Below are 19,498 nucleotides of genomic sequence, written 5' to 3' on the forward strand. Positions count from 1 at the left end.
CTTTTTTGTTACTTTAAAAATGTGTTTATCGTTGCTGTGATAAAATCTATTTGCTCGTCATCCAATTCGGTGTGCATCGGTAAAGAAATGACTTCCTTCACTAGTTGATTGGTGACTTTAAAATCACTTTCGTTAAAACGCTCGTCTGTATAAGCTTTTTGCGCATGTAGCGGAATTGGATAGTAAATTCCGAAGGGAACATTCTTTTCTTTTAGGTGTTCTGCCAAAGCATCTCTTCTTCCGTTGGTAATTCTTAAGGTGTATTGATGAAAGACGTGGGTATCTTCACTTCCTAAAATTTCTGGTGTAATGATATTGGGATTGTTTTTTAAAGCTTCGGAATATGTTTTTGCTGCTTTTTGGCGCGCTTTATTATAAGTATCTAATTTTGGAAGCTTAGCTCTTAAAACCGCTGCCTGCAAACTATCCAAACGTGAGTTTACACCGACCACATCGTGATGGTAACGTTCGTACATTCCGTGGTTCACAATACCTCTAATCGTATATGCTAAATTATCATCGTTGGTGAAAATGGCTCCACCATCGCCATAACAACCTAAATTTTTACTCGGAAAAAAAGAAGTTGTTCCTACATCGCCAATCGTTCCTGTTTTTAAAACTTTACCAGATTTACTGTAATAATTAGCTCCAATCGCTTGCGCATTGTCTTCTATCACAAAAAGTTTATGTTCTTTCGCGACAGCGAGAATTTCATCCATATGAGCAGCTTGCCCAAATAAATGTACCGGAACTATCGCTTTTGTTTTTGGGGTAATCGCTTTTTTGATGGCTTCGATATTAATGTTAAAACTATCTTCATCTACATCGACCAAAACTGGAGTTAGTTGCAAAAGAGCAATCACTTCTACGGTTGCGGCAAAGGTAAAATCGGCAGTGATGACTTCGTCGCCAGGCTGCAAACCCAAACCCATCATGGCAATTTGTAAGGCATCGGTTCCGTTGGCACACGGAATCACATGTTTTACACCCAAATAATTTTCTAAGTCTTTTTGAAAAGCATGAACTTCTGGACCATTGATAAAAGAAGTATTGTCTATAATTTCTTCGAAAGAAGCATCTATTTGTGATTTTATAGCTTGGTATTGACCTTTTAGGTCAACCATCTGTAATTTTTTCATAGTCATAATTTGTGTTTCAAAAATACAAAATATGTACAGGTTAACCTCAATCTTTAGAAAAGTTTATTTTTGCTAAAAAAGTTTTAGCTTGAAGTTTCTTTACGACATATTCATTTCCTTATTTGATGTCCTTTTGCCTTTTTTAGGCATTTTTGGCGATAAAATGAAGTTGTTTGCAAATGGAAGGAAAAATTTTACAGAAAAACTTGTTCATATTCCTGAAAAACAAAAAAAACGAATTTGGTTTCATACCGCCTCATTGGGAGAGTATGAACAAGCTGTTCCGATAATGGAAAAGCTAAAAAATGATTTTGAAATCATCGTCACTTTTTTTTCGCCATCGGGTTACGAAATCAAAAAAAACAATCCGTATGCTATTTTTACAAGCTATTTACCGATAGACACCAAGAAAAATGCTCGTGAGTTTGTCGATTTAGCTCAACCCGATGTAGTTCTTTTCATTAAATATGAAATTTGGCCAAATTTTCTTCACGAACTTTCTCAAAAGCAGATTCCTATTTATTTAGTTTCGGCAACTTTTAGAGAAAATCAGTTTTTATTTAAGCCTTTCGGCGGATTTTTACGCAAAGCTTTAAAGCAATTTCAGCATGTTTTTGTACAAGACCACAAAAGTTTAGAAATACTACAACAGCATCAGATTTTTAATTCCAGCGTAAGCGGAGATACTCGTTTTGATCGTGTAGATGCTCAATTACAAATCGATAATCAGCTTGATTTTATCGAAATTTTTCTCGATAATAAGCTTTGTATGGTTTGCGGAAGCACTTGGCCAGAAGATGATGAAGTTTTGGTTCCATTCATCAATCAATGTAAAGAAGCTGTCAAATTTATTATTGCTCCGCACGAGATCAAACCTGAAAAAATAGAGCGTTTAAAAAATAGTATTCAAAAACCAACTGGATTATATAGCAATTACACAGAAAACTCTCTGAAAAAGGCTCAAGTTATTATTATCGATACTGTTGGGTTACTTTCAAAAATTTACGCTTACGCAGATATCACTTATGTTGGGGGAGCAATGGGGAATACCGGTTTACACAACATTTTAGAACCCGCTACTTTCGGAAAACCTATAATCATTGGATCAAATTATGATAAATTCCCAGAGGCAAAAAATCTAAAAAAACTAGAAGGACTTTTTGTAATAAAAAATAAAAAGGAATTAGAAGAAATATTTCAAAAACTAACTAAAAATAAGGAATTTAGAGAAAAATCAGGTGCAAATTCTAAGCGGTATGTACTCGATAATACAGGAGCTACTGATTTTATTTTACAACAGATGAGTATAGATAAAGTATTATAAAACCTAAATAAATTATATTTTAAGTACTTTTTATCAAAATTTAATAAAATTTTATTGTTTTAAATTTGCATAACCACCTCTAAAATATATACTTTAGCCAATTATAATATTAAAATAACCATAAATGAAAAAATTGGCATTTACATTGGCTGTTGCTACTTTAGCTATTTTCACTTCTTGTAGAGAAGAAGAAAAAAAAGAAGTAGAGGTTGTTAAAGAAGTAGAAGTTATCGAAAAAGAAGTTCCTGTAGAAGTAGAAAAAGAAGACAAAGGAATTCTTGAGCGTACAGCAGAAAAAATTGATGCAGAAGTCGAAAAAGAAGTCAATGAAGAAATTGAGAAAATTGGTAACGACAACTAATAAAAATTTAAATTTAAACACTAATACACAAAAACAAACATTATGAAAAAAACAGTTTTAATGCTAGCTATGTTATTTGCATTCTCAACCGCTTTTACTTCTTGTAGAGAAGACAAAAAGGTAGAAATAGACGTTGAAGAAGCTGAAAACGATGTTGAGCAAGGTTTAGAAAATGCGGGTGACGCTATGGAAAATGCAGCTCAAGAAACAGGTAACGCTATTGAGAACGCTGCTGAAGAAACAGGAGATGCTATCGAAAATGCAGCTCAAGAAGTAGAAGACGAAATCGAAGGCAACGACGATATGTAATCTTTTCTTTCTATAGAAAACAAAAAGCCACTTCAAACAAAGTGGCTTTTTTTATTGAATAATTCTCAGGTTTATTAATATCAAAGTTCGGAAAATATAAAATTTCTTAGTTGCAATAACATAAAATAATACTATTTTGCAACCTATAAACCATAAATTTAATAAATGAAAAAAATTATCCTAAGTAGCTTAACACTTCTAATTGCATTTGCCATGACGGCTCAAAAAGGAAAGGTTTTAGAAGGTGATTGGAAGTCTCTTAAAGGCATTGAAAAATTTGATTTAGAATTTGATTATTCTAATGTAGAGGTTCCAGATTTTGATACAGAAGAAGATTACATCAATCAAAAAATGAAGGAAAAAGATGAAGACGAACCTGGACAAGGTAAAGTCTGGAAAGAAAAATATTTTGCAGACCGAGAAGCTCATTTTGAACCTAAGTTCATCGAATCTTTTAATAAAAGAGAAAGTCAAAAAGTGAGCAAGACTTATGATGGAGAGCCTTATATTTTAAGGGTTGAAACAACAATGATCTACAACGGTTGGAATGTTGGTGTCATGCGTAAACCGGCAAGAATAGATGCCATTATTTATATTTATAAAAGAGGGGAAAATTCACCTTTATTAAAAGTTAAGTATGAAAATGTTAAAGGAGCAGACGCAATGGGTTATGATTTTGCTTCTCATAGTAGAGTTGCAGAAGCATACGCAAAACTAGCTAAATCCTTTATGAAAGACTTCAAAAAGAAAGTATAATTATATATAGCTTTATTTTAGTTAAATAACTATTTTCACTAAAAAGGCTTAGTTTTTATGTAAAAACTAAGCCTTTTTAATTACAATTCATTTTAAAACAAAAAACCCTTGAAAATCAAAAGATTAACAAGGGTTTGTGTACTCGGAGCGGGACTTGAACCCGCACGAACTAATGTTCATTGGATTTTAAGTCCAACGTGTCTACCAATTCCACCATCCGAGCAAATATTATGTATGCTAGAGCGAAAAACGGGGTTCGAACCCGCGACCTCCACCTTGGCAAGGTGGCGCTCTACCAGCTGAGCTATTTTCGCATTTTATATGAACGTTGCAACATCGCTATTGCGGATGCAAATTTAATTCTTTTTTTAGTTTACAAAAGAAAAAAATTAATTTTTTTGAACTTTTTGTTGACTCAAACCTAAGAGCCGTTTTATCTCATTTAGTTTCATCAAAGCTTCTACTGGCGTAAGTGTATTGATATCAATACTCAAGATGTCATCTTTGATTTCCTCCAATAAAGGATCGTCTAATTGTATAAAACTCAATTGATGATCTATTGCTGTTGCTTGGCTTATTTTTTCATCTAAGGCATTTTCGCCATGAGCTTTCTCTAATTTTTTAAGAATTTTATTCGCTCTTGACAATACTTGTTGTGGCATTCCCGCCATTTTAGCTACATGGATACCAAAACTATGTTCTGACCCTCCAGGAACCAATTTCCGTAAGAAAAGCACCTTATTTTTTAACTCTTTAACGGAAACATTATAGTTTTTAATTCGCAAAAAAGTTTGTTGCATATCATTGAGTTCGTGATAGTGTGTTGCAAACAAGGTTTTAGGCTTGGCTGGATGCTCGTGTAAATATTCGGTAATGGCCCAAGCTATCGAAATACCGTCGTAAGTACTCGTACCGCGACCAATTTCGTCTAATAAAACCAAACTCCGTTCCGAAATATTGTTGAGGATATTTGCCGTTTCATTCATCTCGACCATAAAAGTAGATTCGCCCATCGAAATGTTATCGCTCGCTCCCACTCTAGTGAAAATCTTATCTACCAAACCTATTTTTGCTGCTTTTGCTGGAACAAAACTTCCCATTTGTGCCAATAAAACAATAAGAGCAGTCTGACGTAAAATAGCAGATTTACCACTCATATTTGGTCCTGTAATCATGATAATTTGTTGGTCTTCTCTATCCAAATAAACATCATTGGCAATATAGCTTTCGCTCACTTTTAGTTGCTTCTCAATCACTGGATGTCTTCCATCAGTAATATCCAACTCAAAACCATCGGTAATTTCTGGTTCACAATAGTTTTCTTCTAATGCCAATTGAGCAAAACCTTGTAAACAATCTAATTGCCCAATGAGATTGGCATTCTGCTGTACTGCTTTGATGTATTCCGTTAAATCGTTGATGAGCGAACTAAAAATCTGTTGCTCTAACTGTAAAATCTTTTCTTCGGCACCCAAAATTTTAGCTTCGTAATCTTTGAGTTCCTCGGTAATATAACGCTCAGCATTGACCAAAGTTTGCTTTCTAATCCAGTTTTCGGGTACTTTATCACGGTGCGTATTTCGTACTTCTATGTAATACCCAAACACATTATTGCTTGCTATTTTTAAGCTAGTAATTCCAGTGGCTTCAATTTCGCGTTCCAGCATTTTATCGAGGTAATCTTTCCCTGAAAAGGCAAGATTTCTCAATTCATCTAACTCTTCTGAAAACCCTTTTAAAACCACATTTCCTTTTAAAATATTTACCGGAGCTTCTTCTTGTATTGTTTTATCGATTTTCTCTCGCAACAAATCACACGATTGGATATTATCTGAAATTACTTTTAGGTATTCTACTTCCGATTTTTGCAAAGCTTCTTTGATGGGAATTACCGCATCCAAAGAATTTTTAAGTTGCACCACTTCCCGTGGGTTAATTTTCTGCGTCGCAATTTTTGATACTAAACGCTCTAAGTCACCTACTTGCTTAATGTGCTTTTGTAAGGTTTCTTTTAAACTTTTATCTTTCAAAAAAGCATTGACTGCCTGATGCCGTTGTTTTATTTTCTGGGTATTTTTTAGTGGCAATGCCAACCAACGCTTCAACATTCTTGCCCCAAGCGAAGAAAGGGTTTTATCGATCACCATGAGCAAAGTAACCCCTTGGTGATTGGTTGGATTGTACAACTCTAAGTTACGAATGGTAAATTTATCCATCCAAACATATTCTTCTTGTGCAATTCGGTTGAGCGAAGTGATATGTTGTAGCTGCTTATGTTGCGTTTCTTCGAGGTAATGTAAGATTACTCCCGCGGCAATGATCCCATCTTGCAGATGATCTACGCCAAAACCTTTGAGCGATTGTACATCAAAATGTTTTTGTAAAGTCTCGTTAGCAAAATCTTCTTGATACACCCAATTTTCCTGAAAAAAGGTATGGAAAGTGTCTCCAAAGTCTTCAAAAAAATGATTTTTTTGTTTTTTGGAAACCAATACTTCACTTGGTAAAAAGTTTTGAAATAATTTGTCGATGTATTCTAAATTTCCTTGAGCGGTTAAAAATTCACCGGTCGAAACATCTAAAAAAGCGACACCTAAATGTGTTTTTCCGTAATGAAGTGAAGCTAGAAAGTTATTGGACTTCGATTGTAAAACTTCGTCATTCAAAGCAACTCCTGGAGTTACCAATTCGGTCACGCCACGTTTGACTATGGTTTTGGTTTGCTTTGGGTCTTCTAACTGATCGCAAATCGCAACCCGTTCACCAGCTTTGACCAATTTTGGCAAATAAGTATTCAAAGAATGATGCGGAAAACCTGCCAATTCGGTTTTTTCACCACCATTGTTTCTGTTCGTTAAAACGATATTTAAAATCTGCGCTGCTTTTACAGCATCTTCTCCAAAGGTTTCGTAAAAATCCCCCACACGAAAAAGCAATAACGCATCAGGATATTTTGCTTTAATCGCGTTGTATTGTTTCATTAAGGGGGTTACTTTCTTAGCCATACTTTAAAAAGAATAAGAACTTCAAATGTAAGAAATTGAGTAATTTTTGCTTGACGGAAAACCCATGAGTTATTGCAAGTTTTCCACAATCTGAAAATCTAAAGAAAATACTACTTTTGCAGTCTATGAAAAATAGAAAGTTAAAAAATAGCGAGCTCGAACGTATCGATAACAGTAGTTTTAAAGAAGCTCAAAAAACACCCATTATAGTGATTCTTGACAACATTAGGAGTTTAAACAATATCGGGTCGGTTTTTAGAACTTCTGATGCTTTTTTGATTGAAAAAATTTATTTATGTGGATTTACCGCAACACCGCCACACAAAGACATCCAGAAAACAGCTTTAGGTGCAACCGATAGTGTTATTTGGGAATACCGCGAAGATGTGGTGCATTTGATAGACGAACTTCAACAGGAAAACATCAAAATTTTAGTGATCGAACAAGCCGAAAATTCGGTAATGCTGAACGATTTTGCACCTCAGAAAAACGAAAAATATGCCGTCGTTTTTGGAAATGAAGTAAAAGGCGTACAACAAAATATCGTCTCAAAAAGTGATACTGTAATTGAAATCCCGCAGTTTGGCACCAAACACTCGCTCAATATTTCGGTTTGTGCCGGAGTGGTTTTATGGGATTTGTTTGCGAAAATGCGTTTCTTTTGATTTTATAAAATTGGAATGTAAACTTGCTCTTCTGCGTTTTCGTCATTCGGGTTATACCCTACTGGCAAAACCTCAAAATGAGGTCGGTTTGTATCAACTTCTAAGCTGTTTTTAGGGATGATTTCAGTAAAGACCTTCACCCAAAAAGCGGGAAAGTTTTCAGGTTGACCACGGTAAGTTAAGACCAAGTATTTTCCTGCTGGAATTTCTAAACATTCTAATCCGTCTAAATTTTCAGGAAAATCATTTACTTCAACTCCAAACCACTTTTTAAATTTTGTTGTTGGTGAAAAGCTAGAAAATTCAAAATTTGAATACTGCTGAATAGAAAAAACTTCTTCCCTCTTTTTATTTTCGATGAGCTGTTTTTGAGATATAAATTGTTGTGCCAACCAAGCGTTTTTATTTTCAGTAAAACTCATTTCTACCGACTTTCCTATAATTTTTATAAGAGGTGATTTTTCTATACTAAAGTTCATTTGTTGGTTATTTCCTGTAAAACTTTGAGGTAATCTTCGTGGTTTTCTACAAAATCGAGAGCACTAACATCAATAATTTTCACCTGCATTTCTGTGTTATTTTTGATGTAATTGAGATATCCTTGATTGATTTTTTCTAAATATTCTGCTGGGATTTCTTGCTCATAACTTCTACCTCTTTTCTTGATGTTATTAAGCAGTTTTTCAGTGTTCTGATAGAGATAGACATATAAATCTGGCTTCGGCAATTCTTTATACATCAACTGAAAAATTTTCTTGTACAACGCCAATTCATCTTCTTGTAAAGTAACCTGCGCAAAAATAAGCGACTTGTACAAATCGTAATCCGCAACCATAAAGTCAGTAAACAAATTATATTGCTTGATGTCGTCGTGTAACTGCTGGTAACGATCGGCGAGAAAAGACATCTCGACTGTAAATGCAAAACGCTCTTGGTTTTCGTAAAACTTTGGTAAAAAAGGATTGTCTTTAAAACGTTCGATCACCAGTTTGGCATTAAAATCCTGTGAAATCATAGTTGCCAACGAGGTTTTTCCTGCTCCGATGTTTCCTTCAATCACTAAATATTCTGGGAATTTATATTCTTTCGCTTTAGCGGAAATTTGACCAGCCACAGCCTTTATTTCGCCAAAAGGCAGTGCATTTTTGAGTTCTGCAACCGTTTTATTTTCTGTAGGGTGTAAAAAATCTGGAGCAATGTCTGCTAACGGAAAAAGTACAAAATTGCGTTTGCTAATTTCTGGATGAGGAATTTGAAGATTTTTCTGGTTGATAATTTCATTTTCGTAAAAAAGCACATCGATATCTACGGTTCTGTTTTGGTAACCTTCTTTACTTCTTTCTCTTCCTATATCGGTTTCTATTTGCAGCACTTTTTGCAGAAAATCTTCCGCCGAAAAACGTGTTTTCACCTCAACACAAATGTTGTAGAAATCTTCGCCATCAAACCCATAAGCTGGTGTTTGATAGGTTTTAGAAGTTTTTGTCACAAAACCAATTTTCGCTTCAATTTCGGTCACAGCTTGTTGTAAAAACTGTTGTTTATCACCCAAATTGCTACCCAAACCAAGATATGTCGTGCGGTTTTCTCTCAAAAAATTAACAATTAAATTTTTATATTTTCACAACAAATTAAGTAAAAGAAAGCTACATAAACCTACATTTGTTAACAATTAAATCAAAAAAATGAGCAGCCAATCCCCCGAAAACAAAATTTTAGGTTTTAAAATCTATCTCGTTTTGGGTGCTTTGTTTATAGCTTCTTTGGTGGCTTCCAACCTTATTTTCAAAAAGTTTTTTTCTTGGGATTTTTTTGGGCTACACACCTTCGAGATTTCAGTAGGGATTTTACCCTATCCCATCACTTTTTTGATTACCGATTTAATTAGTGAAATCTACGGAAAGAAAAAAGCCAACCAAGTGGTGGTCGCTGGTATTTTTGCCTCGGTATTTTCTTTGCTCATTATTACTGCTGCTTCGTTGGCTTCAGCAACGAGTTGGTCGCCGGTAAGCGATGAGTTATTCAACAAAGTGTTTGGCTCGACTATTCTAGCCGTAATAGCATCGATGATCGCCTATCTCTTGGCGCAATTTGTAGATATACACATTTACCATTACTGGAAAAAAATAACACAGGGAAAACACCTATGGCTGAGAAACAATTTCTCGACTTTTACTTCACAATTTATAGATACATTTGCGGTATTGTTTTTGTTGTGTAGTTTTAGCGAAATTTCCTGGGAAAGATTTGGCAAACTGTTACTTAGCGGATTTTTATTTAAAGTAATCATCGCTTTATTAGATACACCCTTTTTGTATGCAGGCGTTTACTTTTTCCGACGTAAGTTTAACCTTAAAACAAACGAAGAATTAGAATTGATATAATATGAAAAAGACGATAAAGATTATATTATTTGTGATTGTGCTTTTGGTCATTATTGTGCTCTTAGCACCAATTATTTTTAAAGGGCCAATTGAAAAAGCGATTAAAAAATCGGTGAACAACAATTTAGAAGCTACCGTGAGTTGGGAAGATTTTAATCTGAGTATATACAAGCATTTTCCAGATGCGACGGTAAGCATTAAAGATTTTCTGATTTTGAGCAAAGGAGCCTACACCGGAGACACTTTGGCTTATGGTGAATCGGTTGGTTTGAATATGGATTTAGGTGAACTTTTTAAAGGCGAAGGCGAACCCATAAGTATCAAAGAAATTTTGATAAACAACACCGTTCTTAACTTAAAAACAGACACTTTAGGAAACACCAATTTTGATGTTGCCAAAAAAGACGAATCTAAAAAAGAGACCGAAAAAGCCTTGGTTTTTGATGTTCAGAATTATGAAATAGAAAATGCAGAAATCAATTATATCGACGATAAGACCAAGACCTACTTCCATCTTGAAAATTTTAATCACTCAGGAACAGGAGATTTATCAGCTTCGACCACCAAGCTCACAACCAAAACCGACGCCGATGTTTCGTTTACCTTAGATAGCATCAATTACCTCAATAAGCACAAGTTACAATTAGATGCTATCTTCGACCTCGATCTAGAGAACCAAAAATATACGTTTTCAGAAAACAAGGCCATAATCAATCAGTTGCCGCTTACCTTCGAAGGTTTTGTAAAAGTGAATGAAAACAATAACGAAATCGATTTGAGTTTTAAAACACCTTCGTCAGATTTTAAAAACTTCTTGGCGATTATTCCAGAAGTTTATTCTAAAAACATCAGCAACGTAGAAACTACTGGCGATTTTACAGTAAACGGAATCATAAAAGGTATAGTAAGCGAAACTACTGTTCCGCAAATGGATATTCAGGTAAGCAGTAGCAATGCGTCTTTTAAATACCCTGATTTGCCGAAAAAGGTTGAAAATATTGCGATAGACCTTAACTTAAAAAACGAAACCGGACTTTCTAAAGACACCTACCTCAACATCAACAACCTTAATTTTAAAGTAGACACCGATGAGTTTAATACTAAGGGTTCGCTAAAAAACCTTACCGAAAACATGTTAGTCGATCTTGCCGTAAAAGGAAGATTGAATCTAGCAAACATCGAAAAAACATATCCTGTTGAATTAGAAAACGACCTTAACGGAATTATTGATGCCGATTTTACGACACAATTCGATTATGAGTCGATAGAAAAAGAGCAATACCAAAATATCAAAGGTGACGGAACGGCAACGATTTCTAATTTCAGATATACTTCAGAAGATTTCAAAAACCCGATTGATGTTTCTAAGGCGAGTTTAGCGTTCAACCCGCAAACCATTCAGCTAAAAGAAATGAAAGCGCAAACCGGAAAAACCGATGCAGCGATTTCGGGAACCATTCAGAATTTGTTTGGGTATTTGTTTGCCGACCAAAAACTAAAAGGACAGTTCAAGCTCAATTCCAATCAGTTTGCTTTTAGCGATTTTATGACCTCTGAAGAAGAAAGAACTAATAAATCCGCTTCAAGCAAAACTAAAACTACTTCGGCCGAAGAAGAAGCCATCAAAATACCTGCTTTCTTAGATGCTCAAGTAGATTTTACAGCCAATCAGGTTTTATACGACAATTTGGTTTTGAAAAACGTGACCGGAAATATGACCATCAAAGACGAAATCGCTTCTTTGAACAATGTGAAAACCAACATTTTTGGCGGAAGCATCGGTTTAACCGGAAATGTTTCGACACAGCAAAAAACACCCACTTTTGCAATGAATCTCGATTTAAGCCAGATCAATATTGTCGATTCGTTTAAACAGTTAGAATTATTACAGAGTTTGGCTCCTTTAGCAAAGGCTTTTACGGGCAACCTCAATACCAATTTAACTCTAAAAGGAAATCTGAATGAGGATTTCACACCTGTTTTATCCAGTTTGGTCGGTGATGCTTTGGCGAAAATTTTAGATGCTAAAATAGATACCGAACAAACTCCGATGCTTCAAAAATTAGACGGCAGGCTTGATTTTATAAATCTTGATAATGTTAATCTAAAAGATATCACTACACAACTTTCATTTAGCGACGGAAAAGTAAATGTTGCACCGCTTAATTTTAATATCAAAGATTTCAATTTTCAGATACAAGGTTCGCATGGTTTTGACAACCAAATGAATTATAACCTCAATCTTGATGTCCCAGCAAAATATTTAGGTAGTGAAATTAGTGGTGGTTTAGCAAGTCTTACCAACACCAATTTAGAAAACACCAAAGTAAAAGTTCCGATAAGCCTCACTGGAAACTTTGCCAACCCAAGTGTAAATGTAAATACCGAACAAGCTGTAAGAGAACTTTCACAAAAAATTATTGATGCACAAAAAGACAAAGCGACCGATAAAGTAAAAGAGGAAATCAACGATAAGTTAAATGATATCTTAAACCCTAATAAAGAGAACCAAACCGACACTATCCCTGCAAATGATAATAAAAGTACAGAAGACAAAGTAAAAGAAGCAGCAGGAAATATTCTAAAAGATTTATTTGGTAACAAGAAAAATTGATTTTTTTTGAGGTTTTTCTACATATTTTGTTAAATTTCGGATGAATAACCATCTAACCCGATATGAGACAACTTAAAATAACCAAACAAGTTACCAATCGTGAGTCGGTCTCTTTAGACAAATACTTACATGACATTGGTAAAGTAGATCTAATTACCGCCGAAGAAGAAGTAGAACTTGCACAACGCATCAAAGCTGGTGACCAACAAGCTTTAAACCGTTTAACTACAGCCAATTTACGTTTTGTAGTTTCGGTTGCCAAACAATACCAAAACCAAGGTTTGACGCTTCCCGATCTGATAAATGAAGGAAATGTAGGACTTGTAAAAGCTGCCAAACGTTTTGATGAAACCCGTGGTTTCAAATTTATTTCTTACGCCGTTTGGTGGATTCGCCAATCTATTTTACAAGCACTAGCAGAACAATCACGCATTGTACGTTTACCACTCAACAAAATTGGTTCGATCAATAAAATCAATCGAGCTTATGCGGCTTTAGAGCAAACTTATCAAAGACCTCCAACAGCAGAAGAAATTGCCAAAGAAATAGACGTTGCTGTAAGTGTGGTAACCCAATCTTTAAAAAACTCAGGAAAGCATCTTTCGATGGATGCTCCATTGGTGGAAGGAGAAAACTCCAATCTTTATGACGTGCTTAATCCAGGTGACGGCGATCATCCAGACGAAAAACTCATTCATGATTCGCTTTCGATAGAAATAGAAAGAGCTTTAAAACATCTTTCTACACGAGAAGCCGATGTAATCAAACTCTTTTATGGATTAGACAACAATAGACCGATGTCACTCGAAGAAATAGGCGAATTATTTGAACTCACACGTGAGCGTGTGCGACAAATTCGCGAAAAAGGAATTAGAAAACTCAAACGTTCTTCCAATAATATTGTGTTGCGAAATTACTTAGGCTAAAATATCGATACCTACATACAAACCTTCGTTTCCACGGATGTTAAAAACAGTACTATCTTCAAAAATAAGGTACTGCCCTTTTATACCTTTGAGGACACCCGAATAAGTTTTCTCTTTTTCGAGATTGAGTGATTTTAGTTTTTTTGGAAACTCTAGCACTGGAAATTTGATATTTAATTCTTCAATATTAGTTTTCACATAAGGTTTAACTTCATCGGGTAAAAAAGCAATTAGTTTTTCCTTTTCGGCTTTTAAATCAGCATCTATGATTTCGTTTTTAAGCATCGTTCGCCAATTGGTTTTATCACTAATGTGTTCTTTTAGGCTTACTTCAGCAATTCCTGCCAAATAACGATTGGGTACTTCGACCATTTCTATGGCTTCGTGAGCTCCTTGATCAATCCACCTTGTCGGAACTTGTACTTTTCGCGTTACACCTACTTTTACGTTACTCGAATTTGCTAAATAAACAATATGCGGTTGTAATTGTACTTTCTTTTCATAAGCTAAATCCCTATCTTCTTCATCAAGATGAGCTTTGCTCAGTTCTGGTCGCATTACCCAATCTGCTGCTTGTGGCACCTCATAAAAACATTGTTTACAAAAACCTTGACGATAAATCTGTTTGTCTTGATGACAATTTAGGCATTCATACTTCAAAAAAGTAAGCTGTACTTTTTTATCCAGCAACTGGTTCACATGAATAAAATCCTGATTAAAAACCAGATAATATTGCACCTCGCTCTTCAATTCGGTTTGCATCTTGACCAATACGCCTTCGTATAACATATTTTTTATATTTTTATGATAGAATGAGTTTTTTAAATTTATAAATACTTTAAATTTATAACCGCTATAAAGGTCTAAATATAATCTATAAATGCCAATACCAATAGTAAATTCTATCGCTTCTTGGTTTCTAAAAAAAAGAATCCACCAAATGGAACTTTTTATAAAGTATCCCAACGAAGTACAAGAAGAACTACTGCATCAGCTTATTTCTAAAGCAAAAGACACCGAAATTGGTAAGCAATACGACTTTAAAAGTATAGCCAATTATCAAGAATTTAAAGAAAGAGTCCCTATTTTTGAATACGAAGAATTCGAACCGCTTATTGAGCGAAGTCGTCGTGGCGAAAACAATATTTTTTGGCCTTCGACAATCAAATGGTTTGCGAAATCTAGCGGTACGACCAATGCCAAAAGTAAGTTTATTCCAGTAAGTACAGAATCGCTCGAAGATTGCCATTATGCCGCCAGCAAAGATTTGTTGTGTTTGTATTTAAACAACAACCCTAACTCCAAACTTTTTACAGGTAAAGGCTTGCGCTTGGGCGGAAGTAAAGAACTATACAAAGAAAACGGGACTGTTTTTGGGGATTTGTCAGCGATTTTGATTGATAATATGCCGATTTGGGCTACGTTGAGTTCTACACCCAATAACGAAATTTCGCTTATGAGCGATTTTGAAGCCAAAATGAATGCCGTTGTCAACAAAACCGTTAACGAAAATGTTACCAGTTTGGCAGGAGTTCCTTCTTGGATGTTGGTATTGCTTAACAATGTGATGGAAACGACAGGAAAAACCAATTTACTCGAAATTTGGCCTAATCTAGAAGTGTATTTTCACGGTGGTGTAAGTTTTGAACCCTATCAAAATCAATACAAAAAAATAATTCCTTCAACAGATTTTAAGTATTTTGAAATCTACAATGCCTCCGAAGGTTTTTTTGCCGCACAAGACCAAAACGACTCCAAAGATTTACTCTTAATGCTCGATTACGGTATTTTTTATGAGTTTATCGATATGGCTACTTACGGTTCTAAAAACGAAAAAGTGATTCCGCTTTCCGAGGTCGAAGAAGGAAAAAATTATGCGGTTGTCATCACCACCAATGCGGGTTTGTGGCGTTATAAAATTGGCGACACGGTAAGGTTTACTTCAACCAAGCCCTACCGCATTAAAGTGACAGGTCGCACCAAACACCACATTAACGTTTTTGGAGAAGAACTCATTATCGAAAATGCCGAAAAAGCCTTAAACGAAGTCTCACAACTACACCATTGCGAAATTATAGATTATACAGCAGGCCCTATTTTTATGGAAGATAATGAAAAAGGTGCTCACGAGTGGATCATCGAGTTTAAAACGCCGCCAGAAAACATACACGCTTTCGCGGAAAATCTTGACCTCAAATTGCAAAGCCTCAATAGTGACTACGAAGCTAAACGCAAAAACAACGTCACGCTCAATATGCTAAAATTGCATCAAGCCAAAAGCAAATTGTTTTACAATTGGTCTAAAAAACATGATAAATTAGGCGGACAACATAAAATCCCGAGATTGTCGAACACCCGAGATTATTTGGAGGAGTTGTTGGAGATCAATAGAGGGTTGTAAGTTATTTACGTATAAAATTTTGGACTATAAGTCTCATGTACTAAAGAAAAATTTGCTGTTAAAAATTCAATCACTTTTTTAGAATTTTCTTCCTTTTTTAAAACTAATATTGCTTCTCTTTTTGTGTGATTTTTATTAAGAATATTAATTTCATAAGAGTTAAAACCGCTGCCTAAATCTGGCCTTGCTGCAGAAAAGAAAGCAAATTTTTGTACTTTTTTAAATTTTAAAACACTAAGTTTAGGCTTATCGATAAGGTTTATTTTTGTCATAAAAAACAACTTTCCTAGAAAAAAGAACCTCGATATAAATCTGATTTTATTTTTATAAATCCTTTTTTAAGAAAAGTAATACAAAATATAAAAACACAGGCTATAATAAGAAAAACTAAAAATAAATAACCTTTAAAATTTAGATTAAAACCAAGAACTGTCACAGTCATCAATAAAAAAGGAGCGCCAACACAAAATAATATCATTAACTTTTGATGAGTCGTAAATCTATCTTCTAAAATTATCTTTTTCATTTGAAAATATTAAAACCCGTCCGCAGTTACTTTCCTCGCCGCTTCAATCGTAAAATCTAAATCACCATAACTTACAGCTTCCGAAATAAACCAAGTTTCAAACGCACTTGGGGCAATATAAACGCCTTCTTTGAGCATTCCGTGGAAGAATTTTTTAAACCGCTCGTTATTTCCGCTTTTAGCAGATTCAAAATCTTTCATTTCTTGATCGCTAAAATGCACCGAAATCATCGACCCAATTTGGTTGATGGTAAAAGTCACCTCATTTTCGGTCAAGACTTTTTGCAAACCTTCTCTTAAATAAGCCGTTTTCTCATTGATACTTTGGTAAATCTCAGGTTGTTGATGCAATTCTTGTAACATCTTTAAACCGGCTGCCATCGCTAAAGGGTTTCCACTTAAAGTGCCCGCCTGATATACCGAGCCTAACGGAGCCAAATGATCCATAATTTCTTGTCGTGCAGCAAAAGCTCCCACTGGCAAACCGCCACCAATCACTTTCCCGAAAGTCATGATATCGGCTTTTATTTCAAACAATTCTTGAGCTCCGCCTTGAGCGAGTCTAAAACCGGTCATCACTTCATCAAAAATGAGTAAAATGCCATTTTCATCACACACTTGTCGCAATTGTTGTAAAAAATCACCTTTCGGCGGAATACACCCCATATTTCCGGCAACGGGTTCGAGAATGATACATGCGATTTCATTTTGGTTTTCACTCACAATCTGTTTGACATTTTCAATATCATTATAATTTGCCAGTAAAGTATCCTTGGCAGTTCCTTGGGTAACACCCGGACTGTTGGGCTCACCAAAAGTAACGGCTCCACTTCCGGCTTGAATCAAAAACGTATCGCTATGGCCGTGGTAACAACCCGCAAACTTGATAATTTTATCGCGTTTGGTATAACCTCTTGCCAAACGAACCGCACTCATACAAGCTTCGGTTCCGCTATTGACCATTCTGATCTGGTCGATATTAGGTACCATTTTTACGGCAAGTTTGGCGATTTCGGTTTCGATTTCGGTTGGTGTGCCAAAAGAAGTTCCTTTTTTGGCTTTTTCAATCAGGGCATCAATCACTTTTGGATGGGCGTGACCTAATATCATCGGTCCCCAAGAATTGATGTAATCGATGAATTGGTTACCATCTTCATCATACAAATAAGCTCCTTTGGCTTCTTTAATAAAAATAGGTTCTCCGCCAACCGCATTAAAAGCCCTTACAGGTGAATTGACTCCACCTGGTATATATTTTTTAGCTTCAGCGAAAAGCTGACTGCTTCTTTGATAAATCATAAACTAAAGTGATTTTACGTATAGTTTTTGGCCAATCGCCAAATCATTTGAATTTAGGTTGTTGAGCATTTTAAGCTCTTCTATCGTGAGGTTGTGTTGCTTAGCAATCCCATAAAGTGTATCGCCTTTTTTTACGGTATAACGAATACTGGTATGGTCTGCTTTTAAACTGCCCGATTTTTGATTTTGAGTATAAGCATTTCCTAAAACCTGACGATCGTATTGACTTAAATTATAACGCTCTATCAAACCAATAAGTTTTGCTGGGTATCGTGGATCGGTTGCATAACCCGCTTTTTTGAGTCCGTGAGCCCAACCTTTGTAATCTTCGATATCTAATTCAAAAAGTGCTGCATAACGTCTTCTCTCTTTTAGAAACAAAGAGTGGTCTCTAAAGCTGTATTTAGGGTCTTTATATTTTCTAAAACATTCTTGGTAGGCATCGTCGTCGTGATAAGCTTTTTCGCCTTGCCAACCGTTACATTTGATACCGAAATGGTTGTTAGATTTTCGCGTAAGCTCTCCTTTTCCTGCACTTGATTCTAATATTCCTTGTGCCAAAGTAATACTGGCGGGAATTCCGTACAATTTCATTTCTTCTTGAGCAATAGCAACATAATCGTAGATATACTTTTCGTTGATGTCCTCAAAAACAGGACCTGTATCTACTGGTTTTTTGACCGCAACTTTATCTTCGTCACCACGATCTTCTTTTAGCTCTTCATTTCTATCTTCTTCGTCTTCTATGCTTTCTCTTCTGTCGACAACAGCCACCTCATTTTTATCTTTTTTATGAGATGCTCTTTCTGCTCTTTTAACAGCACTACAAGAGACTAAAAAAATACACAACAACACACAACAAATTTGTAAAACGCTTTTCATGAAGAATATTCTATTAGATTTAAGTTTTTCTTTTTCAAATGTTTGTTCATCCCTGCAATGCCTTGCAAACCTCCAGAATGAACTGCTAAAATACGAGTATTTTTATTAATCAAACCTTTCTGGCACAAATCTATAATTCCGTACATCATTTTTCCAGTATAAATTGGGTCTAAAGGAATTTCGGTTTGCTCGTAAAACTGGTTTAAAAACGCAACTAACTCGTTATTTATTTTGGCATAGCCTCCAAAATGATAGTTGGTATTGATTTGCCAGTTTTCTTTTTTTACCAATTTATTTATTTCATCCTGTAAAAATTCACCTTTTAGAGCTGAAAAACCCAAAACTTTTTGATGTGCTTTCGCAGAATTAATCAACCCAGAAATGGTTCCGCCAGTTCCTACTGAGCAGCAAATTAAATCAAAACCTTTGTCTTCCTCGGTCAAAATTTCTTCGCAACCTTTAATAGCTAAATGGTTCGTTCCGCCTTCAGGCAACAAATAAAATTCACCATACTTTCGCTTTAGCGAATTTAAAACCTCATCTGATTCTTTATTTTTATAGCCTTCACGTGAAATAAAGTGAAATTGCATCCCAAAGCTTTGTGCCAATCGTAACGTATCATTTTGTTTTAAAGTTTTCTCCAAATTCCCACCCAATTCTTCGCCTCTAATCACACCAACAGTTTGAAAATCGTTCTCTTTTCCAGCGTAAGCGACAGCCAAAATATGGTTAGAAAAAGCACCGCCAAAAGTGAGTAAATTTTTGTGGTTTTGATTCTTGGCTTCGATCAGATTGTATTTTAGTTTTCGGTATTTGTTCCCCGAAATGTAAGGATGAATTAAATCTTCTCTTTTAATAAAAATTTCATTTTCAACCCCTGGAAATTCTACTTTTTGGTTTTTCATGT

General features: G+C 35.2%; 19 protein-coding genes and 2 tRNA genes. 9 read left to right on the forward strand and 12 right to left on the reverse strand.

Annotation, left to right across the window (positions count from 1 at the left end; all coding sequences use genetic code 11):
- Positions 1-8 precede the first annotated feature (8 nt).
- Positions 9-1,139 carry a DegT/DnrJ/EryC1/StrS aminotransferase family protein gene (locus DNG35_RS04105; protein WP_111126488.1) on the reverse strand — a complete coding sequence of 377 codons (1,131 nt, stop codon included), beginning with the start codon at positions 1,137-1,139 and terminating at the stop codon, positions 9-11.
- 88 nt (positions 1,140-1,227) lie between these two features.
- Between DNG35_RS04105 and DNG35_RS04110 the strand changes: the two genes are divergently transcribed.
- From DNG35_RS04110 to DNG35_RS04125, 4 genes are all read left to right on the forward strand, one after another.
- Positions 1,228-2,463: a 3-deoxy-D-manno-octulosonic acid transferase gene (locus DNG35_RS04110; RefSeq protein ID WP_111126489.1), complete on the forward strand. Its 1,236-nt coding sequence runs from the start codon at positions 1,228-1,230 to the stop codon at positions 2,461-2,463.
- A gap of 124 nt (positions 2,464-2,587) precedes the next feature.
- Positions 2,588-2,824, forward strand: coding sequence for a hypothetical protein (locus DNG35_RS04115; RefSeq protein ID WP_111126490.1), 237 nt, complete (start codon positions 2,588-2,590; stop codon positions 2,822-2,824).
- 42 nt (positions 2,825-2,866) lie between these two features.
- Entirely contained in the window at positions 2,867-3,133 is a 267-nt protein-coding gene (locus DNG35_RS04120) for a hypothetical protein (protein ID WP_111126491.1), read from the forward strand.
- Between the two features lie 165 nt (positions 3,134-3,298).
- Positions 3,299-3,889, forward strand: coding sequence for a hypothetical protein (locus DNG35_RS04125; protein ID WP_111126492.1), 591 nt, complete (start codon positions 3,299-3,301; stop codon positions 3,887-3,889).
- A 139-nt stretch (positions 3,890-4,028) separates the two neighbouring features.
- Here DNG35_RS04125 and DNG35_RS04130 read toward each other — a convergent pair.
- From DNG35_RS04130 to mutS, 3 genes are all read right to left on the reverse strand, one after another.
- Positions 4,029-4,112, reverse strand: a tRNA-Leu gene (locus DNG35_RS04130).
- Between the two features lie 18 nt (positions 4,113-4,130).
- A tRNA-Gly gene (locus DNG35_RS04135) sits at positions 4,131-4,203 on the reverse strand.
- 75 nt (positions 4,204-4,278) lie between these two features.
- Positions 4,279-6,870 carry a DNA mismatch repair protein MutS gene (gene mutS, locus DNG35_RS04140; RefSeq protein WP_369908035.1) on the reverse strand — a complete coding sequence of 864 codons (2,592 nt, stop codon included), beginning with the start codon at positions 6,868-6,870 and terminating at the stop codon, positions 4,279-4,281.
- Positions 6,871-7,019: 149 nt separating this feature from the next.
- On the opposite strand from mutS, the gene DNG35_RS04145 reads away from it, so the two are divergent.
- Positions 7,020-7,559, forward strand: a complete 540-nt coding sequence (locus DNG35_RS04145) for an RNA methyltransferase (protein ID WP_111126494.1) — start codon at positions 7,020-7,022, stop codon at positions 7,557-7,559.
- Between the two features lie 2 nt (positions 7,560-7,561).
- On the opposite strand, the gene DNG35_RS04150 is transcribed toward DNG35_RS04145, so the two are convergent.
- On the reverse strand, positions 7,562-8,038 hold the full coding sequence (locus DNG35_RS04150) for a GyrI-like domain-containing protein (protein WP_111126495.1): 477 nt from the start codon (positions 8,036-8,038) through the stop codon (positions 7,562-7,564).
- The gene (folK, locus tag DNG35_RS04155; protein WP_111126496.1) at positions 8,035-9,153 is read right to left on the reverse strand and encodes a 2-amino-4-hydroxy-6-hydroxymethyldihydropteridine diphosphokinase; all 1,119 of its coding nucleotides are present in this window, start codon (positions 9,151-9,153) and stop codon (positions 8,035-8,037) included. Before folK ends, DNG35_RS04150 begins: the two co-directional genes overlap by 4 nt.
- 91 nt (positions 9,154-9,244) lie before the next feature.
- On the opposite strand from folK, the gene DNG35_RS04160 reads away from it, so the two are divergent.
- The 3 genes from DNG35_RS04160 (at position 9,245) to DNG35_RS04170 (ending at position 13,483) form a co-directional block, all read left to right on the forward strand.
- Positions 9,245-9,943: a queuosine precursor transporter gene (locus DNG35_RS04160; RefSeq protein WP_111126497.1), complete on the forward strand. Its 699-nt coding sequence runs from the start codon at positions 9,245-9,247 to the stop codon at positions 9,941-9,943.
- A 1-nt stretch (position 9,944) separates the two neighbouring features.
- Positions 9,945-12,557, forward strand: a complete 2,613-nt coding sequence (locus tag DNG35_RS04165) for an AsmA-like C-terminal region-containing protein (RefSeq protein ID WP_111126498.1) — start codon at positions 9,945-9,947, stop codon at positions 12,555-12,557.
- Between the two features lie 62 nt (positions 12,558-12,619).
- Positions 12,620-13,483, forward strand: a complete 864-nt coding sequence (locus tag DNG35_RS04170) for an RNA polymerase sigma factor RpoD/SigA (protein WP_111126499.1) — start codon at positions 12,620-12,622, stop codon at positions 13,481-13,483.
- On the opposite strand, the gene DNG35_RS04175 is transcribed toward DNG35_RS04170, so the two are convergent.
- Positions 13,475-14,272, reverse strand: a complete 798-nt coding sequence (locus DNG35_RS04175) for a DUF2797 domain-containing protein (protein WP_111126638.1) — start codon at positions 14,270-14,272, stop codon at positions 13,475-13,477. The two genes, DNG35_RS04170 and DNG35_RS04175, sit on opposite strands and share 9 nt — an antisense overlap.
- Before the next feature lie 91 nt (positions 14,273-14,363).
- Between DNG35_RS04175 and DNG35_RS04180 the strand changes: the two genes are divergently transcribed.
- Complete coding sequence (locus DNG35_RS04180; RefSeq protein WP_111126500.1) at positions 14,364-15,884, forward strand: GH3 auxin-responsive promoter family protein; 1,521 nt, start codon at positions 14,364-14,366, stop codon at positions 15,882-15,884.
- A gap of 5 nt (positions 15,885-15,889) precedes the next feature.
- Here DNG35_RS04180 and DNG35_RS04185 read toward each other — a convergent pair whose 3' ends face one another.
- Genes DNG35_RS04185 through DNG35_RS04205 form a run of 5 tightly spaced genes read right to left on the reverse strand, consistent with a single transcriptional unit; the run spans position 15,890 to position 19,496 of the window.
- Positions 15,890-16,156, reverse strand: coding sequence for a hypothetical protein (locus tag DNG35_RS04185; protein WP_111126501.1), 267 nt, complete (start codon positions 16,154-16,156; stop codon positions 15,890-15,892).
- Positions 16,157-16,170: 14 nt separating this feature from the next.
- A complete protein-coding gene (locus tag DNG35_RS04190; protein WP_111126502.1) occupies positions 16,171-16,410 on the reverse strand; it encodes a hypothetical protein in 240 nt (79 codons plus the stop codon).
- Between the two features lie 9 nt (positions 16,411-16,419).
- Entirely contained in the window at positions 16,420-17,709 is a 1,290-nt protein-coding gene (hemL, locus tag DNG35_RS04195; RefSeq protein WP_111126503.1) for a glutamate-1-semialdehyde 2,1-aminomutase, read from the reverse strand.
- Positions 17,710-17,712: 3 nt separating this feature from the next.
- Positions 17,713-18,591: a glucosaminidase domain-containing protein gene (locus DNG35_RS04200; RefSeq protein WP_111126504.1), complete on the reverse strand. Its 879-nt coding sequence runs from the start codon at positions 18,589-18,591 to the stop codon at positions 17,713-17,715.
- The gene (locus tag DNG35_RS04205) at positions 18,588-19,496 is read right to left on the reverse strand and encodes a 1-aminocyclopropane-1-carboxylate deaminase/D-cysteine desulfhydrase (RefSeq protein ID WP_111126505.1); all 909 of its coding nucleotides are present in this window, start codon (positions 19,494-19,496) and stop codon (positions 18,588-18,590) included. The genes DNG35_RS04200 and DNG35_RS04205 overlap by 4 nt, the downstream gene beginning before the upstream one ends.
- Between the last annotated feature and the right edge of the window lie 2 nt (positions 19,497-19,498).

The organism is Mesonia sp. K7 (assembly GCF_003233725.1).
GTDB lineage: Bacteria > Bacteroidota > Bacteroidia > Flavobacteriales > Flavobacteriaceae > Mesonia.

What these genes read in the sequence shown, in the direction of transcription:
- DNG35_RS04105 (WP_111126488.1), bottom strand. Translation starts at nt 1,139, where the DNA reads ATGAAAAAATTACAGATGGTTGACCTAAAAGGTCAATACCAAGCTATA.
- DNG35_RS04115 (WP_111126490.1), top strand. Translation starts at nt 2,588, where the DNA reads ATGAAAAAATTGGCATTTACATTGGCTGTTGCTACTTTAGCTATTTTC.
- DNG35_RS04120 (WP_111126491.1), top strand. Translation starts at nt 2,867, where the DNA reads ATGAAAAAAACAGTTTTAATGCTAGCTATGTTATTTGCATTCTCAACC.
- DNG35_RS04125 (WP_111126492.1), top strand. Translation starts at nt 3,299, where the DNA reads ATGAAAAAAATTATCCTAAGTAGCTTAACACTTCTAATTGCATTTGCC.
- mutS (WP_369908035.1), bottom strand. Translation starts at nt 6,870, where the DNA reads ATGAAACAATACAACGCGATTAAAGCAAAATATCCTGATGCGTTATTG.
- DNG35_RS04145 (WP_111126494.1), top strand. Translation starts at nt 7,020, where the DNA reads ATGAAAAATAGAAAGTTAAAAAATAGCGAGCTCGAACGTATCGATAAC.
- DNG35_RS04150 (WP_111126495.1), bottom strand. Translation starts at nt 8,038, where the DNA reads ATGAACTTTAGTATAGAAAAATCACCTCTTATAAAAATTATAGGAAAG.
- DNG35_RS04160 (WP_111126497.1), top strand. Translation starts at nt 9,245, where the DNA reads ATGAGCAGCCAATCCCCCGAAAACAAAATTTTAGGTTTTAAAATCTAT.
- DNG35_RS04165 (WP_111126498.1), top strand. Translation starts at nt 9,945, where the DNA reads ATGAAAAAGACGATAAAGATTATATTATTTGTGATTGTGCTTTTGGTC.
- DNG35_RS04170 (WP_111126499.1), top strand. Translation starts at nt 12,620, where the DNA reads ATGAGACAACTTAAAATAACCAAACAAGTTACCAATCGTGAGTCGGTC.
- DNG35_RS04175 (WP_111126638.1), bottom strand. Translation starts at nt 14,272, where the DNA reads ATGTTATACGAAGGCGTATTGGTCAAGATGCAAACCGAATTGAAGAGC.
- DNG35_RS04180 (WP_111126500.1), top strand. Translation starts at nt 14,364, where the DNA reads ATGCCAATACCAATAGTAAATTCTATCGCTTCTTGGTTTCTAAAAAAA.
- DNG35_RS04185 (WP_111126501.1), bottom strand. Translation starts at nt 16,156, where the DNA reads ATGACAAAAATAAACCTTATCGATAAGCCTAAACTTAGTGTTTTAAAA.
- DNG35_RS04190 (WP_111126502.1), bottom strand. Translation starts at nt 16,410, where the DNA reads ATGAAAAAGATAATTTTAGAAGATAGATTTACGACTCATCAAAAGTTA.
- hemL (WP_111126503.1), bottom strand. Translation starts at nt 17,709, where the DNA reads ATGATTTATCAAAGAAGCAGTCAGCTTTTCGCTGAAGCTAAAAAATAT.
- DNG35_RS04200 (WP_111126504.1), bottom strand. Translation starts at nt 18,591, where the DNA reads ATGAAAAGCGTTTTACAAATTTGTTGTGTGTTGTTGTGTATTTTTTTA.
- DNG35_RS04205 (WP_111126505.1), bottom strand. Translation starts at nt 19,496, where the DNA reads ATGAAAAACCAAAAAGTAGAATTTCCAGGGGTTGAAAATGAAATTTTT.